The 16,264-nt window shown below is 45.1% G+C and carries 13 protein-coding genes and 1 pseudogene; 1 reads left to right on the forward strand and 13 read right to left on the reverse strand.

Annotated features, from left to right (window positions below; all coding sequences use genetic code 11):
- Positions 1-118: 118 nt before the first annotated feature.
- From DSBG_RS14165 to DSBG_RS14190, 7 genes and pseudogenes are all read right to left on the reverse strand, one after another.
- Positions 119-361, reverse strand: coding sequence for a hypothetical protein (locus DSBG_RS14165; RefSeq protein WP_068964964.1), 243 nt, complete (start codon positions 359-361; stop codon positions 119-121).
- Positions 358-1,422 carry a CDP-glucose 4,6-dehydratase gene (gene rfbG, locus DSBG_RS14170; protein WP_068964965.1) on the reverse strand — a complete coding sequence of 355 codons (1,065 nt, stop codon included), beginning with the start codon at positions 1,420-1,422 and terminating at the stop codon, positions 358-360. The genes DSBG_RS14165 and rfbG overlap by 4 nt, the downstream gene beginning before the upstream one ends.
- The gene (rfbF, locus tag DSBG_RS14175) at positions 1,422-2,201 is read right to left on the reverse strand and encodes a glucose-1-phosphate cytidylyltransferase (protein WP_068964966.1); all 780 of its coding nucleotides are present in this window, start codon (positions 2,199-2,201) and stop codon (positions 1,422-1,424) included. Before rfbF ends, rfbG begins: the two co-directional genes overlap by 1 nt.
- Positions 2,202-2,225: 24 nt before the next feature.
- Positions 2,226-3,462 (reverse strand): annotated as a pseudogene (locus DSBG_RS14180) (nucleotide sugar dehydrogenase).
- Between the two features lie 261 nt (positions 3,463-3,723).
- Positions 3,724-3,858, reverse strand: a complete 135-nt coding sequence (locus DSBG_RS24070) for a glycosyltransferase family 1 protein (RefSeq protein WP_141694326.1) — start codon at positions 3,856-3,858, stop codon at positions 3,724-3,726.
- A 129-nt stretch (positions 3,859-3,987) separates the two neighbouring features.
- Entirely contained in the window at positions 3,988-5,379 is a 1,392-nt protein-coding gene (locus DSBG_RS14185; RefSeq protein WP_068964967.1) for a sugar transferase, read from the reverse strand.
- Between the two features lie 614 nt (positions 5,380-5,993).
- Positions 5,994-6,806: a tyrosine-protein phosphatase gene (locus DSBG_RS14190; RefSeq protein WP_068964968.1), complete on the reverse strand. Its 813-nt coding sequence runs from the start codon at positions 6,804-6,806 to the stop codon at positions 5,994-5,996.
- Positions 6,807-7,042: 236 nt separating this feature from the next.
- Between DSBG_RS14190 and DSBG_RS22555 the strand changes: the two genes are divergently transcribed.
- Positions 7,043-7,720, forward strand: coding sequence for a hypothetical protein (locus DSBG_RS22555; RefSeq protein ID WP_141694327.1), 678 nt, complete (start codon positions 7,043-7,045; stop codon positions 7,718-7,720).
- Between the two features lie 115 nt (positions 7,721-7,835).
- On the opposite strand, the gene DSBG_RS14200 is transcribed toward DSBG_RS22555, so the two are convergent.
- The 6 genes from DSBG_RS14200 to DSBG_RS23150 all read right to left on the reverse strand — a co-directional run bounded on the left by DSBG_RS14200 (position 7,836) and on the right by DSBG_RS23150 (position 16,137).
- The gene (locus tag DSBG_RS14200; RefSeq protein ID WP_068964970.1) at positions 7,836-8,546 is read right to left on the reverse strand and encodes a CpsD/CapB family tyrosine-protein kinase; all 711 of its coding nucleotides are present in this window, start codon (positions 8,544-8,546) and stop codon (positions 7,836-7,838) included.
- Positions 8,547-8,561: 15 nt separating this feature from the next.
- Entirely contained in the window at positions 8,562-9,260 is a 699-nt protein-coding gene (locus DSBG_RS14205) for a YveK family protein (RefSeq protein ID WP_068964971.1), read from the reverse strand.
- A gap of 165 nt (positions 9,261-9,425) precedes the next feature.
- Positions 9,426-11,573: a cell wall-binding repeat-containing protein gene (locus DSBG_RS14210; RefSeq protein ID WP_068964972.1), complete on the reverse strand. Its 2,148-nt coding sequence runs from the start codon at positions 11,571-11,573 to the stop codon at positions 9,426-9,428.
- A 220-nt stretch (positions 11,574-11,793) separates the two neighbouring features.
- Positions 11,794-14,160, reverse strand: coding sequence for a cell wall-binding repeat-containing protein (locus DSBG_RS21910; protein WP_083236882.1), 2,367 nt, complete (start codon positions 14,158-14,160; stop codon positions 11,794-11,796).
- A 427-nt stretch (positions 14,161-14,587) separates the two neighbouring features.
- Positions 14,588-15,823 (reverse strand): Rne/Rng family ribonuclease, encoded by a 1,236-nt coding sequence (locus DSBG_RS14220; RefSeq protein WP_068964994.1) that lies wholly within the window; start codon positions 15,821-15,823, stop codon positions 14,588-14,590.
- Between the two features lie 155 nt (positions 15,824-15,978).
- Positions 15,979-16,137, reverse strand: a complete 159-nt coding sequence (locus tag DSBG_RS23150) for a hypothetical protein (RefSeq protein WP_176716279.1) — start codon at positions 16,135-16,137, stop codon at positions 15,979-15,981.
- Between the last annotated feature and the right edge of the window lie 127 nt (positions 16,138-16,264).

Below are 16,264 nucleotides of genomic sequence, written 5' to 3' on the forward strand. Positions count from 1 at the left end.
CTCTGGTCGACTATACCCGCTCGATAATCCGGTGAAAAAAATTTCAAAAACTTAAATTGCTTCTGTACGAAACTCCCACTTCTGTTCCAAGCTCCGACACAGCTGTTTCTTAATTCGTTCAGCAAAGGTTTTTTGAATCTGATACAACCACATGGAAAATGCGGCCTGAACCGCAATGTGGATCATCTCGCCACGAGAGCAATGCTTCGTACTTTGAATTCGTCACAAGCAAATTAACATTGACAACCGACATAAGGGTCGATGCAAACATAAACAAGTCTTGCCCCAATCCGTTTTCCGATTGGATGACCTCTGATTCCATTTCCACTTTTACATTGCCAATTTGCTCTTTCAAGCTCATACCTGTTCTCCATAAAGAAAAACTGATATTTCTCTGTCCATGCAAGCTCCCACATCTCCACCGGAAATCCAGAACTTGCTCCATTCGACCACCATCTCAATGGCAGTATCCAGATTCCAATGTGGCTTCCAGCCGAAAGTTGCCTTCAGCTTGGAGCAATCCAGCTTCAGGAAGTTCGCCTCATGCGGGCCCCCATCATAACGGTCAATCCACTTCATTCCATCGCCCCACTTGCTTACAAACAAGTCAACCAACGCACCAGTCTGTAAGCAGTCCACGTCATCAGGACCAACATTGTAGTAACCAGCGAACTTACCATTCTCATATTGCATTTTTGCAATCATTAGATAAGCATACAGTGGCTCCAGAACATGCTGATATGGACGCGTAGAAAATGGATTTCTAACAATAATGTCCTCATGCTTCATAGCTGCACGAATGCAATCGGGAATAATGCGGTCATTTGCGAAATCACCGCCACCAATAACATTACCTGCTCTGGCTGTAGAAATAGCCACATGACCTTCTCCGAAGAAACTGTACTTATAGGAATTTGTAACAAGCTCAGAACAGGACTTAGAATTAGAGTACGGGTCATAACCATCCAGTTCCTCATTCTCACGATAACCCCATGCCCACTCTTTGTTGAGATAGACCTTATCGGTCGTGACATTCAAAAAAGACTTTACGCAGGTGCTATTGCGAACACACTCTAAAATGTTGACCGTACCCATAACATTGGTTTCATATGTATATGCAGGGTCTTTGTAGCTGTCACGCACGATTGGCTGTGCTGCCAAATGCAGGACAATTTCAGGCTGTGCTTCATCAAATGCCTTTTTCAGTGAAGCATAGTCACGGATGTCACCAATGACAGAGTGAATATCAGCCGCAATCCCGGCAATCTCAAACAGAGAAGGTGTAGTCGGCGGATTAAGGGAGTAACCTGTGACTTCTGCACCAGCATTTACCAGAACTTTAGAAAGCCAAGATCCCTTGAAACCTGTATGACCAGTTACGAATACTTTCTTTCCTTTATAAAACCCTAAATCAAAAGCCATCAGTCTTCCCACACTTTCCAAGGTGCTATGCCGGAAGCCCACAGTTCCTCCAGCTTATCCTTCTCTCTCTTGGTATCCATACACTGCCAGAAGCCTTCATGATAGAAACTCTTAAGTTCACCTGCTGACGCAAGTCTTCTCATAGGCAACTGCTCCAACACTGTGCGATCATCTTCCAAATAATCAAAAATTCCTGGATTGCAGACCATGAAACCACCATTAATTAGCGTACCGTCCTCATCGTCTTTCTCTCTGAAAGCAATGATGGTGTTCTGGCTATCAATGTCCAACACACCTTTCTGCTGTGCAATGCTGACGGTTGTGAGAGTCACACATTTACCATGCTTCTGATGGAACTTTGTCAGTTCCACAATGTTCACATTTGCGACTGCATCACCATAGGTGAGATAGAATGGTTCTTCGCAAACATACTTCTGAATCCGCTTTACACGACCACCGGTCATAGTGTTGAGGCCAGTATCCACTACGGTAACCTTCCAATGCTCTGCATGCTTATCGTGGACAATGACTTCATTGTCTTTTGTGAAGTCAAAAGTAATGTCCGAAGTATGAAGGAAATAGTCAGCAAACCATTCCTTAATAACATGCTGCTTATAGCCAGCACAAATGACAAACTCATTGACTCCATAAACAGAATAGCCCTTCATGATATACCAAAGAATTGGCATTTCGCCAATTTCAATCATTGGCTTAGGCTTAAACTGTGACTCCTCAGAAATACGTGTACCGAATCCCCCGGCAAGAATAACAGCTTTCATATGATTCCTCCATCAATCTCAATTTTAATCTCTCTGGAAGATGTCTCTTGTGTACACCTTAATCTTTACATCATCCAAACAAGCATCATAACGGTTTGCAATAATCGCATTGCAACGCTTCTTAAACTCATTCAAGTCATTGACGACTACGCTGCCGAAGAAGGTGGTACCATCTTCCAGAGTTGGCTCGTAGATAATCACAGTCGCGCCTTTAGCTTTGATACGCTTCATAACACCCTGAATGGAGCTCTGGCGGAAGTTATCGGAATTAGACTTCATGGTCAGACGGAAAACACCGATGACCACAGATTTTTCCTTGCTCTGGTCATAGAGGTTATCCTCGTCATATCCATAATACCCAGCCATCTGAAGAACACGATCTGCAATGAAATCTTTTCTCGTTCTGTTGCTCTCCACAATGGCTTCAATAAGATTCTCCGGCACATCAGCGTAATTGGCCATAAGCTGTTTCGTATCTTTCGGCAAACAGTAACCGCCATATCCGAAGGACGGATTGTTGTAGTGACTGCCGATACGAGGATCAAGGCACACCATTGATGATCTGCTGAGAGTTCAAACCTTTCAGTTCGGCATAAGTATCCAGCTCATTGAAGTAAGAAACACGCAAAGCCAGAAATGTATTAGCAAATAGTTTGACAGCCTCGGCTTCGGTGAAGCCCATGAACAGCGTGTCGATGTTTTCTTTGATGGCACCTTCCTGCAGGAGAGCTGCGAACACATAAGTGGCCTCAACCAGGCGTTCGTCATCCATGTCAGTACCGACGATAATACGAGAAGGATACAGGTTGTCATACAGAGCCTTGCTCTCACGGAGAAATTCCGGGCTAAAGATAATATTCTTGCTACCAGCCTTCTCACGAATAGAAGCGGTGAAGCCAACCGGAATCGTGGACTTGATAACCATAATTGCATCCGGGTTATATCTCATAACTAGCTTGATAACAGCTTCGACCGCAGAGGTATCAAAATGCTGCGTGGTGCTATCGTAATTTGTGGGGGCTGCTATGACTACAAAGTCCGCAGAACTATACGCCTCTTTTGCATATAATGTTGCGGTCAAATTCAATTCCTTTGTTGCCAAGTATTCTTCAATCTCCTTATCAACGATAGGAGATTTTCTTTCGTTGATGAGGTTTACCTTTTCTTCAAAAATATCAACGGCCCAAACCTCATTGTGCTGTGCCAATAAAACCGAAATTGACAATCCAACATAGCCAGTACCGGCAACTGCAATTTTCAGATTCCCTTTTTTCATTCTGAAGCTCCTCATACTCTCTATAATCATTAGCAACGTTTGATTTTTGACATTTTCAATTTTTCCTATCTCAAAACACACAAACAGCGGGTAGATTTACATCCATCCGCTGCGGCATACCCGTCCTCCTATAGTCGACCAAATGCCCATATTTACGGGCTTCTTGCCTCTTTTTCGGGTAAGAAAATATGAACTTCAGTTACGAGCCTTATCGTCACTCATAAATTTGTTCTTATTATGCCGCATTCATTTACTCTTTCTTCTTAGGTCCATTTTTTTATACCAATTCTGTAATTCTTGGCTATCTTCTGCAAACTTAGATTTTTTAGTTTCATCCCCATAGGCAATGAAAATGGCTCTAGAATTATATATATGTTTCATTTTGGAGTTCTCCTTACTGCTTTGCTCATATTCGAAAGCGATTTAACGGTCGTAATTGCATTTCAAAAAAAATTGGAGTAAGCTGTGAGGATTAAAAAATTTCAACTATCTTATTACAAGCTCAGGCTCTTAACTCGCACCCTTCTTCAACAACACCACTGGCACTGTCTTCGCTAAAATCCCCAAATCCATCCACAACGACCACCGCTCCACATACTCGGCATCCATTTCCATCCACTCTTCAAAGTCCACTTCATTCCTGCCGCTAATCTGCCATATACACGTAATCCCCGGCTTCACCGCCAACCGCTTCCGGTGTTTAGGATCATACAGGTTTACCTCACTCGGCAATGGCGGGCGTGGCCCGACTAAACTCATCGACCCTAGAAATACATTCCATAACTGCGGCAACTCATCCAAACTAGTTTTACGTAGAAATCTCCCGACCGACGTCACCCGCGGATCATTGGTAATCTTAAACACTGGCCCACTCATCTCATTAAGATGAGCTAACTTGGACTTAAGTTCTTCCGCATCCACAACCATCGATCTGAATTTATACATCTTAAAAATTCGTCCATTGACTCCAACCCGTTCTTGTCCAAATAAAACCGGACCCTCAGACGATACCTTTATTGCAATCGTAATCAATAATAGAATTGGACTGATAACGATAAGACCTATACCCGTTACAACAACATCCATGACTCTCTTAGCTATTTCATGCCCAGGCAGCCTAGGATGGCCATCATAGGCAACCATCGGTAACCCACCAAAATCAATTGGTCTGCTCCGAGCTACTTTAGCTACTGTCTCATCAAGCAAAATTGTTACTGTTTTCCCCATGACGTCCAGTAACTCCAAGCAGTCCTTCACCCGTTCATCTGACAAGGGTGCCGTGATAACCGTAAGATCTACTATTTTCATACCCATAACGGTTTGGAGATTGGAATAATCACCTAAGTATTGGATCTCCAAACCATTGCGTTCAGGGGCTAGGTAGCCGACCACTTTGTAACCCAATTGAGGATTTTTATTCACTTTATCTAAATAAGAGTGAGCAGCTTGACCGCTACCAAGGATTAGCACATAACGTGTATTTCTTCCTATCGAACGGTATGCTTGCAACAAGAATCGAACGATTAAATGTACACCTAACGTGAGGCACAGCGCTACAGCCTCAAAGTAAAATACAAACCGGTTATGTATTAGTGTAGGTTTGTACAACGTAACGGTCGTAATCGTTATGGCGAAGGTAGCTACATGCGCTTTAATGAGCTGTTTGATTTCCAGACCAACGGACATAAACCGCCTGGACTGGTAAACCTGATTAACGTTAGAGCTAATCATCCAACATAAGATATAAACTAAAAATATAATAAAGTGTTGTTCCCAAGCACTTCCAGCCAATGCATGCTTATATCGATAAAGCTCCACAGTAAAGAAAAATCCTAAACCAAGGACAATTAAATCGACTATCTGTGAAATGTCGTCTAAAATAGCCCCGTATTCTCTTAACACGCTTTTCCTCCTCCCCTTGGAGATGAACCTTCTTCTCTCTAATTAACCCACAGTTCTATTTACGATCTAATGTCACCTAGGTGAAAAAAAGAACAATTATAAATCCGAATTCCTACATAGCACTAACGAAGGTTCTAAACTTTTCATGTCACATTAGAATTACACGATAAACCCATATTTTTCTGAAGGATAGGTGGATGTGACCCCCACAAGAGCCAAGTCCGCCTTCGTATTAATAAGTACGTATTCTAACTCTTTAAGCCGCTGGAAGAACCGCTCGTCGACAAAGGAATCAACCGGGAGAACGACAACCGCTTCATTAGGGTCAACACGTTCAACCTAAGATAATAGGCAGCAAACGGCCACAGCCGTTTCCCCGACCCACCGGAAAGTAAGATTAGTCTTATTGGCAAGTCCCCTTCTTTTCTATAGCAAAATCCTATTAAGTTTGTCCTAGGATCGTAGACCTAACTGCATTAGATCTACGATCCTAGGACAAATGTCCTTAACGTATTCTAAATTCGGCATAAAACCAGAAAAACCTTTTTTGAACTTACATATTTTTCTAGACAATTAGTGCCTGAAATAGATGTAATGTTTGATTAACCGACAAATTAACTTCTAAACCTTGCCCAGAATCCTTTTCTCTTCCTTTTCTCCTTAGTCTTCATTAAAACCAGTTCTTTCTGGGAATACTCTCCCCCACTCTGCACAGCATCCCCATCGAGAACCCTTTGCGGGTTCGTCACCGTCAGATCCCGGAACTTACCCTCACCAACGATCTCCTGCACGCTCTGGAGTGCCTCCCGATTACTTCCTTCCCTGCGAGATACCCGATGGGCATCCGATCCGACAAAGTGAATTAAATCACTTCGGAGCAAGGTTTCTGCCAGCTCCTTAGACTTAGGTCCATATTTGCCACTTAGACTCATATAGTCTAACTGAAAGAGAACTCCCTTTTTGGCCCATTCGAGGAGACGTTCCGGCTCATCGATGAGCCCTTTATACCGTTCCGGATGAGCCAGAATCGGAGTCACCCTCTCAACCTGGAGCTCGAAAAAGACTTGATCGGTATAGTGCGGTATTTCGAACAGTGGGAGCTCTAGGAGCAAATACTTTCCGGTGTTTCCTAGCGTCATTAATTTCTCCGCGCGTACCCATTTTGCCATGTCTGGGAAGATATAGTTCTCCGCACCTGGCAAGATTTCTACGGGAATTCCCTCTTCGGCTACTGCTTGGCGCACTAGCTCAGTCGCAGCCAGAATTTCTGCAGGGCTCAAATAACTGGCCCCTTCCAGGACGTGCGGGGTGGCGATCAACGTCTTAAATCCTGCTTCGTGCAACTGGCGCACGATTCCCAGCGTTTCATCTATATTTTTTGAACCATCATCCACTCCTGGCAAAATGTGGCTATGAGTATCAATCATGTAAACTCTCCTAAACTTCACTATACCTCTAATTTTGAGTTATTTAACAGATTATCTAAACTAACCTAACATAGTTCTGTTATACTATAGGTTCGTCATCCATCGATATTTTCCTCCCTAAAGCCTCTTGTAAAAGTTTACACCCTGCAAGTTTTAAGTTTTCTTTGTTATCTCCTCAAAGAATGCTACAATTTAATTTAAGTACACGCTTGAAACTGTCAAGAGAGGAGTTAACGATGTTTAAACTTAAGCTACGACACATCCTAACAGCCCTGGGCGTTATAGTAGTAGTGATCGGCGGTTATGTGGGGTGGCAAGTATATCAAGGGCAGCAGATGGCTAATCAGTATGCGTCAGATGCTCAACAATCAGCCCAAACGCCCGGTTCTCAGGGGACCACATCGGGCACATCACCCGATTCGACATCCCCATCGTCCTCTATTCCCAACTCAACTGATCCTACCTCCACCTCTTCTGCCCAGACTCCTTCCTCCTCTAGTTCCTCAGGGAATTCAAGCACTCCTTCATCCCCCTCGGCAACATCGTCTTCCGGAGATTACAAACACTTAATGTCCCAACCTTATCAGCAAACCATGCAGACCATGAAGAATGTAAAAGCAAATACCCTCGCCTTACAAGGCAATAAGCTCTCACTTGCTGCGTATCGGGCCAGCATTCTTCAGTCTCAAGCAACCTTTACCACTGCAGAAGAGTTTGTGAAAGCAAATCCTCCGACAGAAGAAAAGCTAAACCCCTCCTACCAGAAGTTTTTGGCAGGAATCAGCTTAGCTAAAGAGTCTATGGATGTCGTCTTAAAGGGGATTTCTTCTTTCAGCCCCTCAAAACTCTATGCCGCTCGTGAGATGGGTAAACAGGCTCAACAACAAGTGATCGATGGATACTCCCATTTTTAAGCAAAAACCGAACTATTATACTTCACTCTCTCCCTTTTTTCATCCTTTTCTTTCCAATCCCACTTTGAGGTTAAAAAAGCGGCCCTTTCCGATTTGGAAGAGGGCTGCTTTTACATTAGCGTCCTTTCTGGCGCTTAGGCTTCTTCTTAGCATCATCTGAACCGTGATAGTAGTAGTAATAGTAGTATTCGCTGGTTTTCATGTCTACTTTATTGAGAACTGCACCCAGGATCTTGGCGCCTACTTTATCCAGTTGTTCTTTGGCTCTTTGCGCAAAGTCCTTGTTTACTTCACCTGCAGCTAAGACCAAAATGACTCCATCGACTTCCTGGGCTATAATCGCGGCATCCGTCACCGCAATAATGGGAGGGGTATCGATGAGGACCATGTCAAATTGCAGACTGAATTCCTCGATCAAACGCTTCATCCGTTTGGAGCCGACAAGCTCGGCAGGGTTTGGGGGGATGGGGCCGCCCGTGATAACCATTACGCCGGGCACAGCTGTTTCCTGGATGTATTGGCGATAGTCTTGATCCTGAACTAAGGCCACGGATAACCCTTGCCCATTATCCAGGCCAAATAGTTTATGCTGAGTCGGATTGCGCAGGTCAGCATCGACGACAAGCACAGACTTCCCCGCTTGAGCCATGCTAACTGCCAGATTGGCGACGGTGGAGGATTTGCCTTCCCGAGGGCCGGAACTGGTGATCATAATTTTCTTAGTTTCCGAGTCGACACTCGTAAACTGAACATTTGTCCTGAGCGTCCGGTACGCCTCTGAGATTGGAGATTTTGATTGCTCTAGGGTGATTAATGAATATGCCAATAAAATCTACTCCTCTTACCCTTGTTTGCCTATTTGATAGTTCGGAATAACGCCCAGTACGGGAATTCCTAATAGCTTCTCGACATCCTCTGAGGTCTTGACGGTATTATCCAAGTACTCCAGCAAGAAGGCCAAGCCAACCGCAGCCATCAAGCCCACAACAAAAGCAATCAGTATGTTCAGGGTTTTATTAGGCTTAACAGGCTTATCCGGGGTCACTGCAGTGTCCACGATACTAACACTGTCCACCTTTTTAATTTCAATGACGGCTTTAGAAAACTCTTGCGCCATGGTGTTGGCAATCGAAGCGGCTAGCTTAGGGTCTGTATTGCTAACCTGAATTTCTAAGATTTCTGTAGTCTTCACAGGATTTATGGAAATCAGTTTATCAAGTTCTTCAACTGTGAGCGACAGGTTTAAGTCATTAAGCACACTTTGCTCCACGGTACGGCTTTGAGCAATCGTAGCATAGGTTTTAGCAAGTTGTTGGTTGGCGAGCAGCACACTATTATCCAGCATTTGGTTTGCCGCTTGACCCTCCTCGGCAGCTTTTTTCCCGACAATCAGCGTTGTAGAGGCTTGATAAACCGGCTTAATGATATAAAAACTAATAATTCCGCTGGTCAGTGCTGCGATCAGGGGGAGCACTACCACGATCATCCAACGTTTTCGCAGCATATCCCAATACTGCCGTAATTCGATTTCCTCTTCCATTTTGACCTCCCAAATAGTTCTGCGAAACTTGTTCGACTTTACTTAATTCGCCTAAAATCTCTTATTTCCTTCAGATCCGCAAACTAAATGTTGCAAAACTTGCTGTTGCAATGAAAAGGCCGTATCGAGAATACGGCCGTAGATTGATTACTGCTTAAACGTTCCTTATTTTAAGATCAAATTGACCTTTAAGGTCCCAACGGATTTCCCATCAATCAAAAGCTTGCCCTGTAGGGTTTTAGTCGTACCGTAAGCAAATCTTAAATCACCCATATCTACCGTGGTTGAAATGCTGTTACCAAGATCCCCGATCGTGATGACTTGTTCTTGACCCGCTGTTAAGGAGATATTCTGGGCATTACCGAGAACCGTAATTTGCAGGATACAATCCTGATCTGCCGTCACGGCAAACCCAAGAACGTTAACCTTCTCATCGAGTCCGGAGAGATTAATTTCTGCACCATTCTTATAGGGTCCCAAAGAATTGGCCGGATCTGTGATCACCCGCAGATTGCTGAGGGTTACTGAGGTCGGCACAGTGGGCGTTGTGGGCGTGGTGGGTGTTGTCGGGTCCTCAACGGGCGAAGTGCCTGTTGACCCACCTGAGGTAGAGGCAATCGGGCTACTGACCGGAATAGCCTTTGCTCCACTTCCGGTGATTACGACTTTATTGCCTCTGTTATCAAAATTTGATACTTTTGCTCCTAGATCAATCAAAAGAGCGGCTTTTACGTTAGTTATTAGATTTTTAAGGACAGCCGTGGAACTTAGATGAAGCTGAGCTTCTTCATTATCGATTACAACCGGCTGAGTGAAGGTCCCTCTCAACTCGATTAGCGGGCTATTGCCAGGTGTACTCATGATGGTTACTCCACCCACGGAACCACCTATTACGTCAAGAATTACCGAAGAGCGTACCAGCGTATTGGCGATTGCCGTAGTCCCTGTCGACTCAACCCGAACTTCACTGCTGCTGTCCACCTTGAGAACATCCGCTGTTGTGTTCTTTAAGTGAATACTGTCTTTCCCTCCGGAGAGAATCACAATATTAGCAGCGGTCACACCGTCTAATGTTGCCGAACCAGTGTCGCCGGGATCTACAAAGACCGTCCCCTTGACGTTCAGCTTACTCAAGGTGATGTTATCGCCCTTTACAAAGACACTGTAGTCGGCTTTAGCGTTTGTCAGGGTTACGTTATTACCTGTAATCTGGACGTTATCCGTTAGCTCGACGGGTGTAGTGGCGTCCGTTGATCCTACGGTGGTGTTATCGGTTCCATAAGCAACAACAGAGTTCAAGGCATTCAGGGCTGCGGAAGGGACTACAGCCTCGCCACCTAAAGCAACTATGTCAGCCGTTGGCATTGACAATTTCACAAAGTCCTTCGTGGCCTGCTCCAATTGTTGATTGACAAGCACAACAGGTGCTCCGTTTGCTGCGGCCAGAGGTACGCCAGCCAATGCATCGACCAAGGTTTCCCCATTGGCCACATACACCTTATCCGTCTTATATTCTTGCGCCAAGCCCTTCAGGATTTGGACGTTGGTGTCATACTTCGTCAGGCCTGAGTATCGGCTGACTGTACCAGGCAATTGGGCTTTAACGGCATCGGAGACGACTGCTGTTCCACCAACCACATAGGAATCGGTCACCTTAGCTTGGACGCTGGCCAGATAAGCTTTAACGGAAGCAGGAAGCTGGCCCTGAGGCGTTGTTAAGATTGGTATTCCCTGTGCTGCGGCAATCGGCGCTATGGACAGGGCATCTGCCGGACTTAACCAACCGGCAGCTAAGATAACTCGCGAAATCGTGGCGCCTTGCTTGGTTAACTCGTGAGCAATATTCACAGAGGTCTCATATTGATCATAACCACCAAGTTGAACCGGCGTAATTCCCAGTGCTTTGATTTCGTCAATAGCCGAGGGCTTAATCACCGCCGTACCGCTGGTTATGTAGACCGTTTTAGGTTTAAGACGTTGTAATTCAGCTTTGGCGTAGGAATTCAGATGCTCCCCACCATCCGTTAAGAGAATAGGAGCCTTTAATTTGGCGGCTAATGGGCCTGCTGCCAAGGCATCCACAAGGGAATAGTTCATTCCGGCTGAGAGCACGACATTATCCGTTGTCCCAGTCCATCCTTTTTGCGCCATCAGGGCAGCTGTGGCATACTGGTCAACTCCACCGACCCGAGTAAAGGTATTCGGAACACTTGTTGGAGCGGCGTTCACCACTATAGGGGTCAGAGTTGAAGACAACACAACAAGTGCTGCCATAAAACCATTTAGCAGCTTTTGTTTTGCTTTTTTGCGCATGATTCGTCCTCCTAATTTTACTTTGACCTTAGGGTTTTGGTTGTTGTCGTATTCATCGTAATCATTTCTACATAGTTCTATTTATTCCTGCAAGATATTCATATACTTATGCTCTTCTACTCAATTTAAAAGTATAACTAAGCGACTGGTTACTAAACTGCAGGAATTAAAGATGGAAATGGACCAGCCTTTCCAAGCTGGCCCAAATAGATTTTCAAACCTATTCGCTAATTATGAAGGTGTACGTACTTGTTTGTGAATCAGCATCAGTTAAGGTAACGGTTGCCGTCACATCGCCACTAGGTTCGCACAGGTTTCTAAGGATTTGGAAGAGCGCATCCTTTTTGTCCGCTCCATATACTAAGGCATCTAACAGTTCGGGGCGTGAAATAATACTTGAAGCGTTAATGACATCCATTGTACCGAAGATATTCTGGTAAATCTGGTCTTTCTGAGCTTCATCCGCTGACTTGATCGCGTTAAAGAGATCCGTAAAGTTGATAGTTTCAAACATAGTTGCTCTAGTCTCAGGAGTTAGATCATTCATCATTGCTGCGAAAAGAGCTGTATAATCCATATTGGTAAAGAGGAAGTCTTTTTGATCGACTGTAAGCGCAAGATCGTTGAATAACTTTGTTATGTCAGTGTCCTGATTGATATAGAAATCATAGATCACCACTTTTTGAGCGGCGCTTAACGATGGGATCGCTTCTACTACATTTTTCATGATACCTTCTACGTCAGACCTAAAGACCGTATTATTTGAGTTTAGGGATACACTGATAACATTCATCATGTTGTTAAAAATCTTTTCTTTCAAATCGGGACTTGCATTCCTAATTGCCGCATAGAAGTCTTCAAAGCCGATTTGCGCGAATACAGCATTTTGCGTTGTTGAATCTGTTTGCTGGACGAGTTCTAAGACTTTGGCAAAGTCAACCGTGTTTAAGACTGCTGCTTTATCCACTGCATCTAAATCTTTAATTGCGTTAAAGATTGCGGTCATATTGGCCTGAGATAAATCAAGATCTCCGTTAGTAGCTATGGGGGTGTTTAAGATGCTATTTGAGCCTGCTTTTAGGTTAAAGTCTCCGATCGTCCCTGAATTACCGATGCTAAAGGATAATTTGGCGTCTTTAGAGACTGTAATCGCGGAATCTTTTTTCAGATCGGCAAAGGAGAATGATAAGGTATTGCTGGTTATTGCTGCACCAAATGTGGTAGCCGTAATTTGAGGTGCGTTCAAGTCTATTACTGCCGGAGCCACGATTACGGTTCTGGTTACTTCAGCAGCCGCATTGCCTGCTGCATCACTTACGTTGTAATGGACTAGATAAGTTCCGGCTACAAACGTATTGATTGACCCAACTGAACTACCATCTTTTGTATAGGAAACGGTTACTGTCAATCCAGTGTCTTTGTTGTCGGTTACTGTTGCTCCAGCATCGATGTAGGTAGCCCCGTTTGCTACGTTGACAGTAGCAGCTCCATTTAAGGTGATCACTGGCGCTGTTTTATCACGATTGGTGCTGCCGCCACCGCCTCCTCCACCGCCGCCGCCGCCACTGCTAGGATTACTAGGTTCGCTTGGTTGAGTAGGAACTTTATCGGCTACCCCTGAACGTACAGCTTCAGGAACAACTGCGATCCCCCCTAAAGCGGTGATAATACTGCCAATGGAAAGCCTACCAGCCACATAGGTCGTAGCCTCATTAGCTGTTCCGTTGGTGAGAACGATACCGGCATTGTACAGTGCAGCAAGTGGCGCTCCGGCCAAGGCATCAATAGCTGTTTGGCCGTTTGCTAGGAAGATATGATCATACTTCAGAATGCTTTCAAATGCTTTAAGTACGGCAAGATTCGTATCATAAGCTGTGTTACCGAACAGGCGTGTTGCATTAGGAAACTGAGCTTTAACTCTCTCACTGATGACCCCTGTGCCGCCAATCACGTGTGATGCCGTTACACCACGGTTTGCGGCTAAGAATGCTATTACGCTTTCCGGAATTTTATCTTTGTCGGTTAAGAGAATGGGCTCTGTCTGAGCGGCTGCTATTGGGGCAATCGAGAGCGCATCTTGATTTAGCCACCCATAGGCAACAGCGACTTTGTTAACATTAGCACCGAGGGCAACCATTTGCTTAGCGATATTCACTGCTGTTTCAAAACGGTCTGAACCACCCAATGGAACAATCTTAATGCCCATACTAGTCAGCTGATCAAGAACAGCTTGACTAATGACCGCAGTTCCACTAGTTACATAAACTGTCTTAACCTCTAGTTTAACGAGTTCTGCTTTGGTATCTGGATTTAGTACGTTCCCAGCTTCTTGCAGAAGAATAGGCGCTTTAAGGAACGAAGCAAGTGGACCAGCGGTCAGCGCATCCACCATGCCATAGGAAGTTGATGATGAAAGTATTGCGGTACCAGTCCAGCCTGTATGATCGGCGATTTGTACCGCCGTCTGTGCCGCGACAGTTCCCCCTAAGCGAGTTGGGATGGCATTCTCTGCAAGGGCATTGAATGGAATCATCGAAAGCATTCCTGCGATAGCTAAGGAAGCTAACACCTTTTTGGATTTTTTCATGTATTGAATTCCTCCTCTCAAAGTTAGGTTCTAATCGGTAATAAATAGGTTATCTTGCCCCCACCCAGGACGTTATCGGTCGTCCTTCACCCCCTTAAAATGAGCTATAATATATGAATATCTTTAAGAATCTGAAATGTACTATTTCTTAAGGAACCCTAGAACTCTTCTAAGAAGTAGGTAGTGGAACCGAATGGGTAGCATTCCCTGTTTTACAATTGATTCTGTATAAAATCAAATATTCCTGCTTACTTTGACCTTTTATATAGAAATAAATCAATTTTGTGGAAGATACCTTGCAGCTGAAAGGGCTCAATCTCCAGCTTAAACTGTATGACCACGGCAACGGGCAGAAATAAACAATCCCCTAAAACCTTCATGTTGAAAGCTTTAGGGGATTGTTGGGTTTCTGTTGAGTTATATCTTCCTAGACTCTTCCGCTTCCATCACAGGTCGGACAGGGCAAGGTATAACGCACCGCCAACGTCTGACCAACTTTTTTCCGGGTCATCTCTACCAACCCCAGTTGGGTCAGACCTAACACCTGAGATTTCGTCTTATCCCGAGCGCAGGACTTCTCCAGTACTTCAATCACCTTCTGCTGATCTTCTCTAGCCGCCATATCGATAAAGTCAATAATAATAATCCCGCCCAGATTTCTCAGACGCAGCTGGCGGGCAATCTCACTGGCAGCCTCTAAGTTTGTATGCAGCACTGTTTCCTCCAGAGAACGTTGCCCCACATATTTTCCGGTATTCACATCAATTACGCTTAAAGCTTCCGTCTGCTGAATGATTAGATAACCTCCGCTTTTTAACCAAACCTTAGGGCGCAAGGTTTTCCGAATTTCATCATCGACACCATACTTGGCAAAAAGATCCTCTCCCGTGACCACAAGAATGTGTTTTGCCGCCGGATGTTCAATCTCCCGCAAGGCCTTGCGCAAGGTTTGAGCCACTTCATCCTGATCAACAATGATTCTCCCCACGTCTTGATCCATCCAATCGCGCACCAGCCGGGAAATCAAATCCACATCCTTATGTACAAGCCCCGGCATAGAAACATGCGGAATCCTCGGTTGCAAAGCTCGCCAAATTTCCACGAGCTGAGCAATATCTTCCGCAATCTCTTCACCGGCAATTCCCTCAGCCAGAGTGCGAATAATAACCCCCATACCCTCCGGCTTCGCGTTATCCGCCAAATCTCGCAAACGAGCCCGTTCATCATTATCTTGAATCTTCCGAGACACCCCAATATAACTCACCTGAGGAAGCAGCACAACATAGCGCCCAGGCAACGTCAAATTGACACTAATCCGGGCCCCCTTCGAGCCCACCGGTTCCTTAATAATCTGAACCAACAGTTCTTGACGAGGTTTAAGAATGTGCTCAATCCGAACATGAGCCGCCGGATCAACCTTCTCATCCTCCTCAAAACGCGACAGCACAGCATCACTAACATAGAGAAACGCATTCTTATCCAGCCCGATATCAACAAACGCCGCCTGCATACCCGGCAAAACATTCTCCACCCGACCCCGATAAATATTCCCCACCAAATGAGTCGAATCGCCCTCTTCCTCGAACACATCCATTAAATTGCCTTGCTCAAAAACAGCCGCCCGTAACCTCTTGGCCTGACTCTGCAAAACAATCTCTTTCAAACCCGACCCCGCACTTTCATTTTTCAAACGAACACACCTCCCTCTAGAACTTTATTAGATGAAATACTAGCCTTACAACACGTCCCCCTCGTCGCACAAATCTGCGAAGCAGAGGTGCGACGCGCCGCAAGAAAGGAATACAAAAACAGACGTTCTTAACTTGTAATCCAACCCAAACCGTCCCAAGCCCACCAGCGCACCCCCGCACCGATACAGAGGTGCCGCATGCTTGAAAAGCATGTCCACGGCGTTGCGTCAAGCCACCCTAATAGAACCCCTAGAGCCCAAACCTGCGTCCGTTCCAAGCCTCTCATTAAACAAACCCCAAACCGTTCCAAGCCTAACGGCGCCGCTCAGTTTCGAAGCGGAGAGGTGCGATTTTTGCTTAGAGAGCACTTTAGCGGAATTGCGTCAATGAGCGCAGTCGATAAGGCGTTAAGA

The organism is Desulfosporosinus cupriresistens (assembly GCF_001707885.1).
Classification (GTDB): domain Bacteria; phylum Bacillota; class Desulfitobacteriia; order Desulfitobacteriales; family Desulfitobacteriaceae; genus Desulfosporosinus.

Bases quoted from the DNA above. Each gene is read 5' to 3' on its own strand.
- DSBG_RS23150 (WP_176716279.1), bottom strand. From the start codon at position 16,137: ATGAGAGGCTTGGAACGGACGCAGGTTTGGGCTCTAGGGGTTCTATTA.
- DSBG_RS14165 (WP_068964964.1), bottom strand. From the start codon at position 361: ATGAGCTTGAAAGAGCAAATTGGCAATGTAAAAGTGGAAATGGAATCA.
- DSBG_RS24070 (WP_141694326.1), bottom strand. From the start codon at position 3,858: ATGAAACATATATATAATTCTAGAGCCATTTTCATTGCCTATGGGGAT.
- DSBG_RS14205 (WP_068964971.1), bottom strand. From the start codon at position 9,260: ATGGAAGAGGAAATCGAATTACGGCAGTATTGGGATATGCTGCGAAAA.
- DSBG_RS14190 (WP_068964968.1), bottom strand. From the start codon at position 6,806: ATGATTGATACTCATAGCCACATTTTGCCAGGAGTGGATGATGGTTCA.
- rfbF (WP_068964966.1), bottom strand. From the start codon at position 2,201: ATGAAAGCTGTTATTCTTGCCGGGGGATTCGGTACACGTATTTCTGAG.
- DSBG_RS21910 (WP_083236882.1), bottom strand. From the start codon at position 14,160: ATGAAAAAATCCAAAAAGGTGTTAGCTTCCTTAGCTATCGCAGGAATG.
- rfbG (WP_068964965.1), bottom strand. From the start codon at position 1,422: ATGGCTTTTGATTTAGGGTTTTATAAAGGAAAGAAAGTATTCGTAACT.
- DSBG_RS22555 (WP_141694327.1), top strand. From the start codon at position 7,043: ATGTTTAAACTTAAGCTACGACACATCCTAACAGCCCTGGGCGTTATA.
- DSBG_RS14210 (WP_068964972.1), bottom strand. From the start codon at position 11,573: ATGCGCAAAAAAGCAAAACAAAAGCTGCTAAATGGTTTTATGGCAGCA.